The sequence below is a fragment of the Novosphingobium kaempferiae genome (assembly GCF_021227995.1).
Taxonomy (GTDB): domain Bacteria; phylum Pseudomonadota; class Alphaproteobacteria; order Sphingomonadales; family Sphingomonadaceae; genus Novosphingobium; species Novosphingobium kaempferiae.
Genome location: NZ_CP089301.1, coordinates 650,344 through 665,027, shown reverse-complemented (window position 1 = coordinate 665,027; position 14,684 = coordinate 650,344). Strand labels below are relative to the sequence as shown.

The 14,684-nt window shown below is 61.3% G+C and carries 14 protein-coding genes and 1 pseudogene; 6 read left to right on the top strand and 9 right to left on the bottom strand.

Features of this window, described 5'->3' with window-relative positions; translation table 11 throughout:
* Nucleotides 1-1,773 precede the first annotated feature (1,773 nt).
* The 4 genes from LO787_RS03245 to LO787_RS03235 all read right to left on the bottom strand — a co-directional run bounded on the left by LO787_RS03245 (nucleotide 1,774) and on the right by LO787_RS03235 (nucleotide 3,571).
* Nucleotides 1,774-2,103: a PilZ domain-containing protein gene (locus tag LO787_RS03245; RefSeq protein ID WP_232494437.1), complete on the bottom strand. Its 330-nt coding sequence runs from the start codon at nucleotides 2,101-2,103 to the stop codon at nucleotides 1,774-1,776.
* A 77-nt stretch (nucleotides 2,104-2,180) separates the two neighbouring features.
* Nucleotides 2,181-2,306, bottom strand: coding sequence for a hypothetical protein (locus LO787_RS26075; RefSeq protein WP_255700834.1), 126 nt, complete (start codon nucleotides 2,304-2,306; stop codon nucleotides 2,181-2,183).
* Nucleotides 2,307-2,655: 349 nt separating this feature from the next.
* Entirely contained in the window at nucleotides 2,656-3,303 is a 648-nt protein-coding gene (locus tag LO787_RS03240; protein WP_232494436.1) for a YoaK family protein, read from the bottom strand.
* Between the two features lie 19 nt (nucleotides 3,304-3,322).
* On the bottom strand, nucleotides 3,323-3,571 hold the full coding sequence (locus tag LO787_RS03235) for a hypothetical protein (protein ID WP_232494435.1): 249 nt from the start codon (nucleotides 3,569-3,571) through the stop codon (nucleotides 3,323-3,325).
* An 839-nt stretch (nucleotides 3,572-4,410) separates the two neighbouring features.
* Between LO787_RS03235 and LO787_RS03230 the strand changes: the two genes are divergently transcribed.
* On the top strand, nucleotides 4,411-4,614 hold the full coding sequence (locus tag LO787_RS03230) for a hypothetical protein (protein WP_232494434.1): 204 nt from the start codon (nucleotides 4,411-4,413) through the stop codon (nucleotides 4,612-4,614).
* A 254-nt stretch (nucleotides 4,615-4,868) separates the two neighbouring features.
* Here LO787_RS03230 and LO787_RS03225 read toward each other — a convergent pair whose 3' ends face one another.
* Nucleotides 4,869-5,762 (bottom strand): GGDEF domain-containing protein, encoded by an 894-nt coding sequence (locus LO787_RS03225; RefSeq protein ID WP_232494433.1) that lies wholly within the window; start codon nucleotides 5,760-5,762, stop codon nucleotides 4,869-4,871.
* Nucleotides 5,763-6,778: 1,016 nt separating this feature from the next.
* Between LO787_RS03225 and LO787_RS03220 the strand changes: the two genes are divergently transcribed.
* A complete protein-coding gene (locus LO787_RS03220) occupies nucleotides 6,779-7,225 on the top strand; it encodes a ferritin-like domain-containing protein (protein WP_232494432.1) in 447 nt (148 codons plus the stop codon).
* 321 nt (nucleotides 7,226-7,546) lie between these two features.
* Here the strand turns inward: LO787_RS03220 and LO787_RS03215 are convergent, their stop codons facing one another.
* Entirely contained in the window at nucleotides 7,547-7,777 is a 231-nt protein-coding gene (locus tag LO787_RS03215; protein ID WP_232494431.1) for a hypothetical protein, read from the bottom strand.
* Nucleotides 7,778-8,038: 261 nt separating this feature from the next.
* Between LO787_RS03215 and LO787_RS03210 the strand changes: the two genes are divergently transcribed.
* Nucleotides 8,039-8,512 (top strand): Hsp20 family protein, encoded by a 474-nt coding sequence (locus LO787_RS03210; RefSeq protein WP_232496241.1) that lies wholly within the window; start codon nucleotides 8,039-8,041, stop codon nucleotides 8,510-8,512.
* 215 nt (nucleotides 8,513-8,727) lie between these two features.
* Nucleotides 8,728-9,360, top strand: a complete 633-nt coding sequence (locus LO787_RS03205) for a plasmid pRiA4b ORF-3 family protein (protein ID WP_232494430.1) — start codon at nucleotides 8,728-8,730, stop codon at nucleotides 9,358-9,360.
* A 405-nt stretch (nucleotides 9,361-9,765) separates the two neighbouring features.
* On the opposite strand, the pseudogene LO787_RS03200 reads toward LO787_RS03205, so the two are convergent.
* The 3 genes and pseudogenes from LO787_RS03200 to LO787_RS03190 form a co-directional block, all read right to left on the bottom strand.
* Nucleotides 9,766-10,596, bottom strand: a pseudogene (locus LO787_RS03200) (nucleotidyl transferase AbiEii/AbiGii toxin family protein).
* Between the two features lie 111 nt (nucleotides 10,597-10,707).
* Nucleotides 10,708-11,286 (bottom strand): hypothetical protein, encoded by a 579-nt coding sequence (locus LO787_RS03195; RefSeq protein ID WP_232494429.1) that lies wholly within the window; start codon nucleotides 11,284-11,286, stop codon nucleotides 10,708-10,710.
* 766 nt (nucleotides 11,287-12,052) lie between these two features.
* A complete protein-coding gene (locus LO787_RS03190; protein ID WP_232494428.1) occupies nucleotides 12,053-12,235 on the bottom strand; it encodes a hypothetical protein in 183 nt (60 codons plus the stop codon).
* Nucleotides 12,236-12,981: 746 nt separating this feature from the next.
* On the opposite strand from LO787_RS03190, the gene LO787_RS03185 reads away from it, so the two are divergent.
* Nucleotides 12,982-13,521 (top strand): DUF736 domain-containing protein, encoded by a 540-nt coding sequence (locus LO787_RS03185; RefSeq protein ID WP_232494427.1) that lies wholly within the window; start codon nucleotides 12,982-12,984, stop codon nucleotides 13,519-13,521.
* Between the two features lie 82 nt (nucleotides 13,522-13,603).
* Nucleotides 13,604-14,617 carry a DUF2493 domain-containing protein gene (locus tag LO787_RS03180; protein ID WP_232494426.1) on the top strand — a complete coding sequence of 338 codons (1,014 nt, stop codon included), beginning with the start codon at nucleotides 13,604-13,606 and terminating at the stop codon, nucleotides 14,615-14,617.
* The last annotated feature ends 67 nt before the right edge of the window (nucleotides 14,618-14,684 follow it).

Genomic DNA, 14,684 nt, shown 5'->3' with positions numbered 1-14,684 from the left:
ACTGGATGAGGGTCGCCGGCCAAGTCCGCAGAAAGCTGATCAAACTGTTTGGATCACCCGTTTGCTAATTGATCCTGGTCGATCCGTTTGCGTCATTGCCCGTGTTTAGGGGCCGGGGGCACGACCATGCGGTCCACTTGCCTCTCAGGCATCATAGCGCGCGCAGCCAGGACCATAATCACGACCGTCATCGCGGCGATTGCCGCGACAAGGAACCGTCCTTTGGACGTATACTTCCCGTTAAGTCCCGACAATCCGACCTCCCTGTTTCACGGCAGCGTGAACTCCCTTAGCTAAGAAGACCTGAGCGCAGCTTGAGTTCCACTTCCTGGTTGATGTCACGGCCACCGGCCGGGCGAGGCAAGTGCCGCCCGCCGCACGATGGCGAAGGGCACACCACGCCGTGGCAGGATTTGTAACATACACCTAGGACGGGCGGGGCTATGCCTCCGCATTGTTCAGGGCATGGCACTTTCGGGCAGTGGAATGGGCTCCATCCGCCCAAACGAAAATCGAGGGCGAGTCGATCGATGGCCGGTAGAGTTCACTCGCGACCAAAGGCGGGGCGGCGTTGCGCGGCCACGGCGCGAAGCCCTTCAAGCATCTGACCATCCGCAGCTCACTGCCTCCATCCCAAACCACACTCAGCCCGTGGCAGGGACCACCGTCGAGCAGAACGGTTTTGCGAAACACGCTCATCTCCTCTGATTGTTGCCTCAATCGGCATCTCCAACATCATGGGCCGGTAGCCGTTCCGGAAGAAGACTTGAAAAGGCTTCACTCGCCGCACGCAGGTAGCAATTCGGCTCAGCTGCAGGGCCTGGCTCGATGAATGAAGGTTATCGCCGCCCGCTGCACCCGCAACATTCACAGTCTGGCGGCATCCAGAGCCAGGTTGGCTGACAGTGCTTGAGGCCCATGAGTGGACGGGCATCGCTGCCGCCGACTCTTCGCGGTTTCATGATGCCAGTCTTGGTCGCTTCACCGGGGATCGCCTCACGACCATCCTCGATCGCCCTGCCGGCGATGGGCATGTGTATGTTTCGATCGGGCCTCATCCACGGCACTTACCTGCGCATGTTTATGCTCATGGAGGTTTGACGGCGCCACCCTCCATCCAGTCACGCGCCCACACGCGATGTGATTTTCGGCGGATCGCGCTGCCGCAATGGCGGCAGGTGCCGACATAGTTCAGCCCATCCCAAGTGACCCCGGACCGAATTGGCGAGTGCCTGTCAAACAGGCAAAACGGTACAGACAAACGCATGCTTGACCCTTAGAGCTTTCTGCTATCGCGCCCGGCAGGATCATCTCCCATGCAATGGTTTCACGGTCATTACCGCCTGGGGCAGAATATGCTGCCAAACCTGCTCCGGCAACCCAGTCGCAGAACCCCACAAACCTTGAAAGGACAGCGTCAGGAAGGTAAAGCTAGGGACCTGTAGCTCAACCTCGACCTGCCTTGGCAATGTCATCGCCGAGGCACTTTTTATGGTATCTCCATAGGACGACCATACCTCGAAATTGGTGGCTAAGCATCGACCCTATGGGTCCCGTTTCTCGGTTGGAGAACCCGGCAGGCCGCTGGACCACGCCAAACCTAAGGTAAACGCAGACCACGCAATGCATGCCAGGTTGCCGCCCCTGCGAGAAAATGCCCCGGCAAGATAGCCTTGCCAGGGCAAGTGGGTCGCTAGACTGTCCCGGTAAGAGGACAGCGCTTTTTTACGTACCGGCAATGAATCGGGCAACAAATTTCGTGACGGCGCGATGCTAAGGCGGGCCGGGCTTCTCAGCACCGAGCGTGGCGATAAGGTTCGCGAAGTCATTCGGCGAAATGAGCCGTTCAAATTGAAATCCAGCCCTGCCACCATGACGCCAAACGACGTGGGCCTCGATCCGGCCAATCGCCGGCAGCCTGATCGTCAACCGTTCACCGGGCATCAAGTCAGGTTCTTGGTCCACCATGAACCCGTGCGGTGATATGTTTGCCATATGCATATCGATCTCACCGAACTTCGCATGCTCGGCGAGAAAGCGATAATCGACCGGCTGGCGGACGATCCGTCTATCATCGACGGGTGGAGAGCGACGGCGACGCACTGAAGGCTCCAGAAATTGCAGGCCTATTCTCGGGGCGAAACCTTACCGGAATGATAATTCATACCACCCGCGCCCTTTCAATACAGGCTGAGTTGCCGTGCAGAGTATTCTTCAGCATGCCACTCAAGCGAAAGCGCTTCATCATCAAGCCACCCGATCACATCCGCCACTAGGTCGCCGCTCGGGCTTTCGATGGTTCCCACTTATCGGTAGTGGAAGAACAGCCCGTATCCGGGATGGGAGCGGGGCGCGCTCTCGGCTGGTGCTGTACATTTTGCAGATGGGCGATGGCTGACAACTGGAGCGGAAAGACTTACCCATGTCGCCCTGGTCGCGCGCGCAGAGAACTGGTTTGTCGTATCCGGACGCGGGTGGACCAGGCCCTGCACCCAAAGGCCGTCAGGGTCGGCGACCGGCTGATAGCGATGCGGTTTCGCTGCCCCGAAAGCCTTGCTGCCAAATATGCTCCGACCCTCGAGCGAGTAGCGGAACGCCTACAGTTTCCCGAGGTTGCCTACTGACCGTGGGGTGGTCACGCGCAATCTGGCATTCCTATGGCGCTCGCCTGGATGCTTCCGCCATCGCAGCATAGGCAGCGCTTGCACCCGCGGCCAATACCGCCACCCAGATCGCGACGTTACCCGCCCGGATAAAAGTGAAGGCACCCAAGGAAGCCCCGCAGACCAACGATGACCACAAAAACAGATAGGGCGTCCAATTCCACTTCGGGCCGCCCATGAAAGCCGACGCGATATGCTGCCCCAGCTTGACCAACGCGCCGGTCATGTACGTCACACCGATCGAAACTTCGCCGTTACGCTGGAAGACGGCATTCTCCGCGCCCATGGCCGCCGCGAGAACCATTGCAACCGGCAGATGGGAAGTCACTTCGCTCAAGGATGCGGCGGCGGTAAGAAGCCCGGTCACGAACGCCAGCACGGCGGGCTTACGATGTCGGGCGGCGCGCGAAGCGACGAAAGAACCTGCGATCACCCCGGACACGAACGAAAGGACCAGAAATCCTGCAACGAACGCCGCCGGGAAGTCCCGAACGAGCCCAACCGCCACGCGCGTCGAATTGCCACTCATAAATGAAACGAAAAAGCCGCCAAGGCTGATGAAGCCGATCGCGTCAACGTAGCCAGCCAGAGCCGCGAGCATCGCTGCCAATACCCAAAACCGCGTCTCGTAGGCAATCATAGTCGGGGCCCTGCACGGATCAGTGCTTGTGAAACTTCGGCAGGTCACCCGCCATGCTCGACAGCATCCCGGACCACGCGGCCAGAATGAGGCCTTCTTCCCTGCTGGTCTCCGCGCTGATCACGCCATAGATGCCGAGCTTGCCACCGAGTTCCTCCATCGACAGCAGGCCTTCCCTCTGGAGCAGGGTGGCGATCATCAGGATCGCACCTCCGGTGGCCCGAACGATCGCCTGTTCCGTTTGCGAGAGTGAAGTGGCATCCGTCATGTCGCTTGACCTTTCACCTTGGGCCGCCCGTCGAAGGGCGCAAGGGTATTGAACCATAGGGCCTTGCCCTCCGACAAGGGCTTCGGCCACCATCAAGGCCTGGGCCGGCCCGCAATCGGATCCTATGCCGATGACTGTCCGAAACGTTGGCCAGGAAGGCGGCGCAAACATGCCGCCTGCGCCCGGAACAATTGTTCGCGCCAGCCTATCAGCATGTCTGTCATTGGAGATCAGCGCCAGACATGCATCCTGCAACGGCGACGCCAGTCCAGCCGATATCGGTGACCGTGGCCGTGATGTGGCCGTGATATCGACCGCAACTCCACGACTTCGATCGCTCCCTTGGAGCGCTTGTCGGCTGGGTGGTGGGGGCGGAGCCTGAACACAAGGCGGACCTTATTTCGTCGCCTCTCTATCGTTCCCATCGCGACCAGTGACGTCCGCGCGAGCGCTGATGCCCCGCACGCATTTCTCGAGTAATGAGGGTTGTCTGCCTCCGCACTTGGCCTGACCGTGTCCGAACCGCGCTGAGCGGAAAGCTAGCGCCTTGAAAAGGATGGCAATTTGCGCAATTATTCGGGCGCGGCGAGTCGCTTGCCGCACGAGGAGAGTTGGAAGAAAGGAGGCAACGCAATGTCCCTCTCCAAATTTCATCATCCGCTTGGCCCGGTCGTGCACCCCCAGTTCGAACATGAAGTCAAACGCGCCATTCTGCAGTCCTGGGCGTCAGATGTTTCCTCGGAAAGCGATCGGCGACCTCCCAGGCAGGCGCAAAGACAATCCCGACACAAGTCCATGAGCGCGGTGGTTCGGCGGCACGCCGACCGAAAGGTGTAACCATGGCCGAGAAGCTGTTCGACTTGTTCCGCAAGGAACGGATGCGTCTGGAGCTCGCCCTTGCTGAAGCCGCGGCAAGGGATTGCACCGACCATTCCGAAATTCGGCGGTTAAAGGCTCTCCACGCTGCCGTCGGCGATCAGATCGTCAGTTGGAGGCGCGATCTCTACGGATCGGAACCCCCGGAAATGGCGACCGCAGCCTAAGCGACCGATGGGCCGGAACGACGGTCTCGCACCTCCGGCCCATCATCCCGCTGACGCAAGTTATCCGCCAACCGGGGTAAATACCGGCTGGTGGATGCCCCGACCAACATGCACTACGGCCTCGTGAACTCAGGCTCCTCTGTGCCCGCGGTGCGTTGAAATAACGGGGTGCCTTCGGTGGTGGCCCTGCGCGGTGCCACACCCTTGCGGTGACGGACAGCATTGGGATCCGCGCGCTGGAAGGGGAGGCCGGGCTAGACCTGAAAACGCCACGTCCCCTTGCCGGCAGACTTTGCCGCGTAGAGGGCATCGTCAGCGACACAGAACGCCGCACCGAGGGTGTTTTGAGCGGAAGCACCAAGGCTGCAGGTCGCCTCTGATCGCTGCTTTGTCAGTGCGGCTGAAACCCTTTCATGAATTTCCTGACATTTCTTCTTCGCTACGTGCTCGTTGGCAACAAGCAGGCAAAAAGCAAACTCATCACCGCCAATTCGTGCCAGGGCGTCGTCCTGGCGGGTGGCTGCCCGAAGAGCGCCCGCTGCGAACCGTAGCGCTTCGTCCCCGGCAGCATGCCCGTGAAGGTCATTGACCTGCTTGAAGTTGTCGATGTCAATCAGCCCGCACAGAAGGACCGGGTTATCGGGATTTCGCTCGCGGCTAAGCCGTCGGCTTTCTATCACGAACGAGCGCCGGTTCCCAAGTCCAGTCAAAGGATCGACGCGTGCAACCGCTCGTTCCCGGTCGAAGGTTCGCCGAAATGCCCCGACGAACAATATGACGAAGACTACTGCGAAAATGCGCATGCCCGCATTCCACACTGCGACCGTCACCGGAATGCTCGACGCCTGTGCGGAAAGTCCGTCGCCAAACCCGTTCATCACGAGAGTCAGGATCACGCCGGCCCCGCCCGACAAAAGACCTGCTACCCGCCCCAAACACCATGTGGTGAAGCGCAAGGGCAGCAGATACAAGCTGCTGACGGAAACCAGGCGGCCGGTGCTGGCATCGAGCGCAAGAACGCCTGCCCAGAGCAAAACGAGGAGCACCGATGCCCTCGAGGCCCGCAAGGCCGATGTCCATTCAAACGCACGCTCCAACGGTGAGCCGGCGTAGGCGACTGGAACGTCTTCGTTCGAGGCAAAAGGCATGGATCTGCCCTATCGCACAATGGTTAATGGCAGATGGAGGTAATGTGGCCGGTAGTCGTAAATCAGGAGGTGCGGCGAGATCACGGGACAAGTGATCTCGCCGCGAGGTGTAAAGGCAAGCGGGTCACGCGCTGCCCAGATCTTCGACGGGTATCCCCCCCCGTTTGAAGCACGCGGCTCATATCATGCGCTACCGACATTTCAAACGAAATAAGATTACATTAAAGCCTACCCGGGCGCCCGATATCCCTCTTATCCGCGCTTCCCAGCGACAAGGCCTGCGGCTTGTCGATACCGCGGGGCTCACGCCGATGCTGGGAGGGGCGAGGACTGTCGCATGCTAAGGGGACGGAGTCGGTGTGTCGCCTCCCCTGTGCGAGCAAAAGAGGTCCAGTATGGCGTCTGTCAACAACGCCAGCGCCCGCGGCACGGTGAAAGCGCCGCGGGAAAGGGACATGAAAATTGCCATAGTGCCCGCGAAAACAGAGGTCTGGCCGGGAGAGCTCATGCCTTCATTGGTCCATCGCTGCCTCTATCACTGCCGCGCCAGCATTTTGCACAGGCTTGTGCCGAGTTGAAACGCGAAGGCTTCCTCTGGACGGCCTCGTGTCGTCCATGAAGGCCAGGCATCGCGTGGCCATTAGCGACGAGTAGGGTCGATAACCAGGTTTCCCCGGACTGGCGGAGTCCTGGTGGATTACACCTGCGAGGTGTCCTGCGACGGCGCGATCGGGTCGACCTAAAAGCGAGGCGCAGACCGACCAAACTTGAAACTGGAAAATTGCGACCGGCGGGTCGAAGAGGGCGTAGCAGGTTCATGCCGTCATGCTGGTGGCTGCTTTTATGGAAGGTGCCTTACGCGGTGGCGGTGACCCACGTTCATGGGTGCACGCCAGACAAACGCGCCCGTCCCGTCAAGCTTTCATTCGTCGAAGCGGGGGCAACAGCTTGTTTCCGCCCGAATGGATCAAGTTCGCCCTTAGATGGTTAAACCACTTCCCCACAAGGAGAACATCATGACCACCGATAGCACGATCGCCACGCTTAACGGCCTGATCAAAACGACCCTCGATAGCATGAAGGGCTATCAGGACGCCGCCAAGGATGCGCACAGCACCCAGTTCGCCACGATGTTCGCGGAGTTCGCCCGTGACCGTAGTGCGGCGGCGACCGACCTGCAGGCCGAAGTTCGCCGACTGGGCGGAACCCCGGAGGACGACAGCAGCTTTCTGGCCGCTGCGCACCGGACCTTCATGGATCTGAAGCAGGCAATTACCGGCAAGGACGACAAAGCGATCATTCAGGAAGTCGAGCGTGGTGAAGACCACATCAAGGCCAAGTTCGAAGACGCCCTGCGCGACGCAGACCTGGATCCGTCTTCACGTCCCGTAGTGGAAAAGGCTTTCGTTTCGGTCAAGGAAGGCCACGATAAAATGAGCGCGCTCAAGCACAGCATCGCATGATAACTTGGGGCCGCCCCTTGCGGGCGGCCTCATGCCGTATCGACCACGGTTCACCGTCTGCGTCATTCATTGGGTTGAGGGGCAGTGAATTTATGGCCACGACGAAAAGCGAGGCCGTGCACCCTGCCGGTGGGCGAGCGTCAGCATCCCCACGCGGGCGATCGTTCGTCGGTTTCGGTTCAAGCCCCTGCGTCAGCATTTTTTGGCGCAAATGGTGGCTTGATCCCGGCACCTGTGTTGCGTGAAGCTGGCCGCCCTGAGACATGAGGAGCCAATGGTTCTCAAACTATCGGATAAAATGGCGCCGCAAGGCGCAGCCAGTTAAGTAGCGTCTGCTTCGGCTCCCACAAACATCCCATACCATTGTCCGGTAATGGTGCGGATCATTAACATCTCCCTATCGTCTCCCTCGGGCTGAAGTCGATAGCGGTCGTGATCAGCATTGTTCCCCAGCCATTCCCGCGCCCAGGTCATCGCTGCAAACTTGCTATCGAGGTCGCCCTTCCTCACCGCGATGCTGCCGCTGTCCTCGCGAACCAACTTCCACTCCATTGCCTCGAACCTCCTTTCTCAGGCTGAATCGCGGGGTAAATTTCCGAAGCCATATCAGGTTCCCGCCCGCTTGCTGACGCCTCGGCAGCGCAGTGCCCGCCCCTCTGCTTATTTTCTTGGTCGAAACACCTTGAAAGCCGAGTGACGAAAATTAGCTCAATGAAACCGGACGCCAAATCGGGTCCGGTTGGACATCGAGAGCGCCGGCTCTTGGTTACCGGCGCATCCCATGCCCAAATTGCTTCATTGGAGGATTTGGAAATGAGACCGAACTTTGATTTTACCCCCTATCGCCGATCGACGGTAGGCTTCGACCGATTGTTCAACCTGCTCGAAGCGGGGGCGCGCGAGGACGAGGGCTACCCGCCCTTCGACATCGAGCGGCTCGACGACGACAATTTTCGCATCACCGTCGCGGTCGTCGGCTTCAAGCCGGAGGATATCGAAATCGTCGCGCAGCAGAACCTGCTCACAGTGACCGGAAAGCATGTCGATGACGCCAACAAGGGCGAATACCTGCATCGCGGTATCACGACCCGGGCATTCGAGCGGCGCTTCCAGCTCGCCGATTTTATCGAGGTGGCCCAAGCGAAGTTCGAGCACGGCCTCCTAACGATCGAACTGACGCGCGTCGTGCCTGAAGCCATGAAGCCGCGTCGGATCGAGATCGGGGGCAGGGCGTCCGACACCAAGCGAGTGGGCGAGTTGAAGGAGCAGGCGAGCGAAGTGACCTGATCCGCGCGCGCATTGGCCTGCCGGCGCCGCCTCCGGCCACCCCGGTGCGCGGCGTTCGGCGGGTTCGGCCTTTCATCCAGCCAGAAAAGGAGATGTCATCTTGGCAATGCGTGACAACCCACGGAGATTGCAAGGGTAGTTCGCCGATCGCGCGGATGTGTAATTGACGCGATCACCGGTTGCCTGCGTCAACCGCGCACGGCATCCTCCGGCACATGCTCGATCCCTTTGCATCCGACAGCTTCATCGTACGCGCCGAGGTCCATATCCTCGAGATCGAGCCCAAGATCACCCGCACTCTCGAGCTGCCAATGGCTCTGAACTTCGCCGAACTCCATGAAGTGCTTCAGGCCGCCTTTGGCTGGACCGACAGCCATCTTCATCAGTTCAATGTCGGCGGCCTCATATTCGGTGCACCGGAGTTCGATCAGGACGGGCTGTTCGACAACCGAATTTTCGAAGCCACCGAGCTAAGGCTCATCGATTTCGTTTTTCCTTACGACCCCGATGGCCAGCCACTTACTATCGCCTACGAATACGACTTCGGCGACAACTGGCGTCACTTGCTCCGCCTCCAAAGGCTCCCACGCGAAGAGGGCGTCAAGTATCCGCGATGCGTCGCCGGTGCACGCTCGGGTCCACCGGAAGACGTCGGCGGCATTGGCGGCTATGCAGACTTCCTGGACGCCTGGGTGGATCCCGATCACGAGGACCATAAGGCCATGCGTCGCTGGGCCGGTCGAAAATTCCATCCCGAGCAGTGCAATCTGGACGCCATCAACAAAGCCATTACCAGAGCCATGCGCGTCGCACGCGGCGACTACAGGTTCCGCCAGGACAAGGCATGATGATCGGCGCCATCCGGACGCCGTGACTGTCGTTGCACATGCGATATCAATCGTATTCCGGGGGCCCCGCGCCGCGATTGAACCGGACTGGGGCCATGGCGTTGCCATGCATCGAAAAGGCGGCGGAGAAATCGAGATGCCAGCTCGTTCCCCAGACGTGCCTGCGGCCCCCGGAACGAATCGTGTGTCGACATTGTCTCTGAATGCAATACTTCAACCGGTGCAAGGCCGCTCAGGACGGGGCTGCCTTGACGCGGCGTCTGGGCTGCGTACAGCGTGGAGCCGGGGGGCCGGCGCGGAACGCGACCTCGTTACCCGTCGCGGGCCCCTTGCAGTCCAAGCGCATTTCACTGGCCGGGGGACCCGAGGTTCTCGTCTTGCAGCACAAGAGCCTGCGCTTTGGCCTCAGAGCCGCCCTGCGTGGTCGCCGATCCTCTGCATGAGCTCGCCAAATTCGGGCTGTCCACGGTAATAGAGTGCTCGCGTCGACCGGTAGGCGCGCTCGAACAATGCGCGCGTATCGGCATCGCTCAGGCGGAAGGCGGGGTTTTCGGCAATGTTCGTGTTGTCGGCGAACCAGGTGTTCTTGTGCGCGATGTAGTCTGTCGAGCCGATGAATGCCTGAACCTCAGGGTCGCCCAGCAGGCAATATACGTCGTAATAATGGCGCAGGAAGTTTTGCGGCATGCTGCTGTCGGCGGCATGCTTGCGGAACTTTGTCGAGATTGTCTGCAGCTTCTCGACCAGCGTATAGCCGGGGAGGTAGCAGGCCACTTCAATCGCGCGCTTGTCGACGAGGCCCGGCAGCCCTGCTGCGGCGGCGCGATCATAGGCCCACGAGCTGATCAGGCACGGCCGGTTCGGCGCCACCTGAACGAACCCGGCCTCGAGCAGGATGCCTGCCTTGACTCCTTAGGGAAGGGCATGGGTGCTGGGGTAATGGAGCCGGATGCCGGCGCTGCGCATGCGGACATCGTCGAATGCGGTGTCACGTTCAGCACCTTCAAAGCCAGGGATGCGCAAGTGCCCGGGCAAGCCGTCGTAGAAGCTGCGGCGGGCATCGACATGGGCGGCCTTGTTCTGGTTCCTGCCCATCGGGAGGTCGCCGCTCGGATGAATGAGGATGTCGATATCCTCAGAGAAGCGATGGATCAGGCCGTATCCCTTGGATAGCGAGGTTCCGCCCTTGAGCTCGAATGTGAAGCCGAGCTGCTGCAGGCCCCACAGGCCATGCATGATCCAGTAGTCCTTTTCGACAAGGCCAGGATCGATCGCCTCGTCACGCGCGACGACGGCAAGCAGATCGGCAAAGTCAGGGCTGTCATGCAGTAGCATCGCCTTCGGTCGCTACGCTGTCTGAAGGATGGGCGCGAGCAACCGCTCGGCACGCGCCGAGCCGAAGTCCTTCACCGCCCGCGCAAGCAGGCTACGATCCATTTCGCCGGCCTTTGCGAGTGCTCTTGGAAGGACCGCCTCCTTGTCCTCCGGCAACCGGTCGAGGTTGTGCAGGAGGTCGACGAGCAGCACTTCGCGGGACAGTCGCCTGGGTACGCCGGAGCGCATGCGAAAATCATACATCCGCCCGTCGAGCTTGAACCGGCCGTGGCGCTTTCGGTTGTAGACCACCGGTTCATTGTGAAGCTGCGTCGTTCCGACGCCGAGGCTGTTGAACGCACTTGGCGAGACCAGCAAAAATCGATCGTCTCCCAGGAAGGTCTCGACGAGCTTTTCCGTTTTCGCAGGCGCCGCGCCAAACCGGGTCCGGCGCGGCGTCATATAGACCCCTGCCGAGACTTTCTCGAGGCGCCCTTCATCGACCAGTTGACGCAGATGACGATCGACCGCGTTGGACCAGCGCGCAAGATCCTTGCGGCGATAAACCTGGCCAGGGCGCAAGTGGCGCTTGAGTTGGGCGAGAGCTGACATGGCGTGTTTTCCTTAAGTAAAACATAAGACGATGTCTCCAGAATTGCAATAATTCTTATTGAGAATTCATGCAATGAAGTTGTCTGTAAATGGCGAGATAACGGTGCGCCCGTCGATCTGGCCCGGCATGGCAATGGCAGACGGCCAGCGCCAAGGCCGGATCGAACGGGTTTGCCCAGAGCCGTTTGCGCAAAAGGGTTCGGCTGCCATGGCCTTGCCGATGATGGCGGGCACTCCGGCGTCGGAGTGGCCCGTCTGCTCAAAATACTCGCGGCCTGCGGCGGGGCGCCAGCGTTGCGCGCGGCTCCGGGCTCTTCGAGCCTGTCTGTCTCGCGCCCCGCCATCGCCTCAGCCTTCGATCTTTTAGCCGATCCGGCATCACTGCTCCGTTTCCGCGAGAAGTCGCGGCGGAAGCAGGGCGCATCGATGAAGATTGGCCGATGCGCTAGCTGCTGGCGACTTTCATCGCATCCAGTGTCTGCGGTGTGATGGTGCCGGATACCCGACCAAGGGACTGAGCCAGCCCCGGCCGACGACGCCGAGGAAGGCTGGGAAGCGAGCGCGTGAAAGGGCGGCGGCCTGTTTTGCCTCCGTTTCATGTTTGTCGTTACTGCTGTGCTGCCTTCCATGTCGCAGTGATCGGGGCGGGGCAGGGCGCTGATCCGGTCAGATGAAAGGTCCCGCCTCGCGCAGCTGCCACCCTGTGAAAGCAGCGGCGGAGCGCTCGGACGGGCCGGGGTGGTGCGGGCGGCTCGAGGGCTGGCTGTCACGCTTTCGCTCGCTGCCGCCTGAGGCAGGGATCGAGGCCGAACCCTTCCGCCCAGTCACGGGCCTCGTCCCAGGACTGCTTTGGGAGATAGCCGATGATCGGTACCCAGGCGGCGAGTAATCCGATGGCAAGGCCAATGGCCTTGCGCGTGATCTCGCCGTTATCGGCGATATCGCGCACGGCCCGAGCTGCCCAAAACAGCGGGCTGCCCACTTGTAGCCATGGTGGATATCGGCGTTCGGCAGTGGCGTGGATCCGATCGCAGGGCATCACAGAGGGGCGGATGCCCGCAGGCGGGGCACCGGGCTCTATCTTCGCTTCGCTGCGACCAGGCCCCCTTGCGGGGTCTTGGCGGCTGACGCCGTAACGATCCCTTCCGCAGGGGTGCTGGGAAGCGCAGGCTCCTGCCGGGGCGTCAACGCACGCGGCGTGATCGATGCCATGGAGACTTCGCCTGGGGAATCGCGCTGGCGCGCGATGCGGATCGTGGAGCCAGCAGACACGCCATCACCCCCTTCGCCGCCTCTCAGGATCCGTGCGTTGCAGAACCGGTTTCAGACACAACGAGTTGCGTCGGGGCCAGGCTGCGCTAGGTGAAAAGGCGCCGGCGGCTTTTGTCTGTTGTCCGCAGAAGCGCCGGCCCCTTTTCACCAAGCTTCGCCAGGCCCCTCCCGTGCCTGTTGTGTCCAAGAGCCCGCTCCTGCGCCTTCGGACCTGCGAGGGCGGCTCCGGGTGCGATGGCGTGTCAGCCGGTCCGCGCTCCCTTTCCATTCAAGCAGGACCGGCCGCAGGCGGCCGGTGCGCCTTCGTCGTCTGCGGGCCGCTGGTCGCGGCCGGTGGATGCTCGGGCTCACCAGGCACGATGGGTTTTCTGTCAAGAAATCAATGACATGGAGGTTGTGAAGAGGAGGGGGTAGAATAAGGGCGTGGCCGGGAAAGAGAAGCGGCCACGCTCCAAGAGAAAGGATCAAGTCATGAAGATCGGTTCATTCAAGTTCGACGAACGCGCCAGTGACATCATCGGCAAGATCGCCACGCGCGAGCTGCGTTTTCCCTATCTTATCATGCGCCGCGTCGAGGATCGGCAAAGCGAAACCGCCCCCGTCTACGAGATTTACGAAACCAACCGCGCGGGTGACGAAATCCAGGTCGGCGTCGTCTGGGAACGCAAGATGCGCGCCAATGACGAGGTGTTCCTCTCCGGCATGATCGACGATCCCAGCTTCCAGGTACCGCTTTCCATCGCCTTGTTCGGGGACGAAACCAACGGCTTCGACGTCCAATGGCGGCGCGAGCGGGAGCGCGACGGGCAGGGTGCGGGCTTTGGCGGGCGCGGCAATGGCGGGCGTGCGGGCGCAGGGTTCGGCGGACGCACCGGGGGCGGTTTTTCCGGTGGTAGCACGGCAGGACCGGACGGCGGCTATACCGGCGGCACCCGCAGCCTCGACGACGAAATCCCCTTCTAGCCGTCAGAAAAAGGCGGGTCCGGGGGAGCGCTGGAACGCTTCCCCGGACCCTTGACCGTCACTCGTCATCAGGAGCCCTCCCATGAACAAGCCGACAGCCCTCCCGGGCGTTAGCAGTTTTGCCGACCTGCCGGAACTCTATGCCACGTTCACCACGACGCCCGAGTTTATCGCCTCGTTCGGCGATCCGCTCCCGCTGTCCATCGTCGAGCCTGACGGTGAACCGGGCGAATATTGCATGCCCGAACCCGTCGCCGCACAGGCGGAATGCGGCGGTATCGTTGCCGCCATTTTCGACCTGCTCGGCGATACCAGACTGGACCCTCTCGCAGCCGAACTCGCATGGGGCTTCGTCAACAGCTTCCACTTCGTCGCGAGCAAGCTCGAACGGCGAGAGGATCAGCTGGCCGACACCCTGCGCGACATGACCCGCCGTCTGGAACCGGGCGAGGTATTCACCAAGGAACTGGAAGACACCCAGCTGGAATGCCAGTCAGTCGCCGAACAGCGCGAGGCCATGGAGGCCATGCGGGACTATGCCGCCGCCATGTATCGCGCTTATGCCGGTCGGCCATGGTCCCCCGCCAAGGGATCGCGCGCATCCCACGTCACTACCGCAAGCCAGATTTCCGCGCTGGATTTCCTGCGGGCAAGGTCCGAAAGGCGGCGCGACCGATATGACCCACAAGGCCCCGTCGTCGTCGTTTCCGGCCCGCAGGACTGGCACGACTGGCGCATAATCTGGAACCGCCTCGACCAGATCAGGACGCGCATTCCGCATATGGTGCTCGTGACCACCGGGCAGCGCCTTGGCGTCGATGCCGCCGCCGCCGCATGGGCCGCCCAGCGCGGTGTCGTGTGCATCGCCTTCGGTCTTTATGGCAGGGCCAAGGGCAAAGGCTTCAAGCGCAATCGAGATATCGCCGAACTCATGCCGGTCGAGGCGCTGCTGTGCGAAGGCTCGGGTATCCAGTCGAGCCTCTACGACCTGTTCAACCCGCAGCAGGGGCACCGTGTCCCCACCCATGTCTTCATGCGCGGCGATCAGGAACCCGCCGTGCCGTTCAAACGAAAGCGCCGTGTGATCGCTGCCTGATTGAGGCAAACGGAAGAACTACTGGGCCGGGGGCGGGGAAACGCTCCCGGCCGCTTGTCGTGCCTGT

Bases quoted from the DNA above. Each gene is read 5' to 3' on its own strand.
- LO787_RS03215 (WP_232494431.1), bottom strand. From the start codon at position 7,777: ATGGAGTGGAAGTTGGTTCGCGAGGACAGCGGCAGCATCGCGGTGAGG.
- LO787_RS03235 (WP_232494435.1), bottom strand. From the start codon at position 3,571: ATGACGGATGCCACTTCACTCTCGCAAACGGAACAGGCGATCGTTCGG.
- LO787_RS03225 (WP_232494433.1), bottom strand. From the start codon at position 5,762: ATGCCTTTTGCCTCGAACGAAGACGTTCCAGTCGCCTACGCCGGCTCA.
- LO787_RS03210 (WP_232496241.1), top strand. From the start codon at position 8,039: ATGAGACCGAACTTTGATTTTACCCCCTATCGCCGATCGACGGTAGGC.
- LO787_RS03230 (WP_232494434.1), top strand. From the start codon at position 4,411: ATGGCCGAGAAGCTGTTCGACTTGTTCCGCAAGGAACGGATGCGTCTG.
- LO787_RS03205 (WP_232494430.1), top strand. From the start codon at position 8,728: ATGCTCGATCCCTTTGCATCCGACAGCTTCATCGTACGCGCCGAGGTC.
- LO787_RS03180 (WP_232494426.1), top strand. From the start codon at position 13,604: ATGAACAAGCCGACAGCCCTCCCGGGCGTTAGCAGTTTTGCCGACCTG.
- LO787_RS03195 (WP_232494429.1), bottom strand. From the start codon at position 11,286: ATGTCAGCTCTCGCCCAACTCAAGCGCCACTTGCGCCCTGGCCAGGTT.
- LO787_RS03240 (WP_232494436.1), bottom strand. From the start codon at position 3,303: ATGATTGCCTACGAGACGCGGTTTTGGGTATTGGCAGCGATGCTCGCG.
- LO787_RS03220 (WP_232494432.1), top strand. From the start codon at position 6,779: ATGACCACCGATAGCACGATCGCCACGCTTAACGGCCTGATCAAAACG.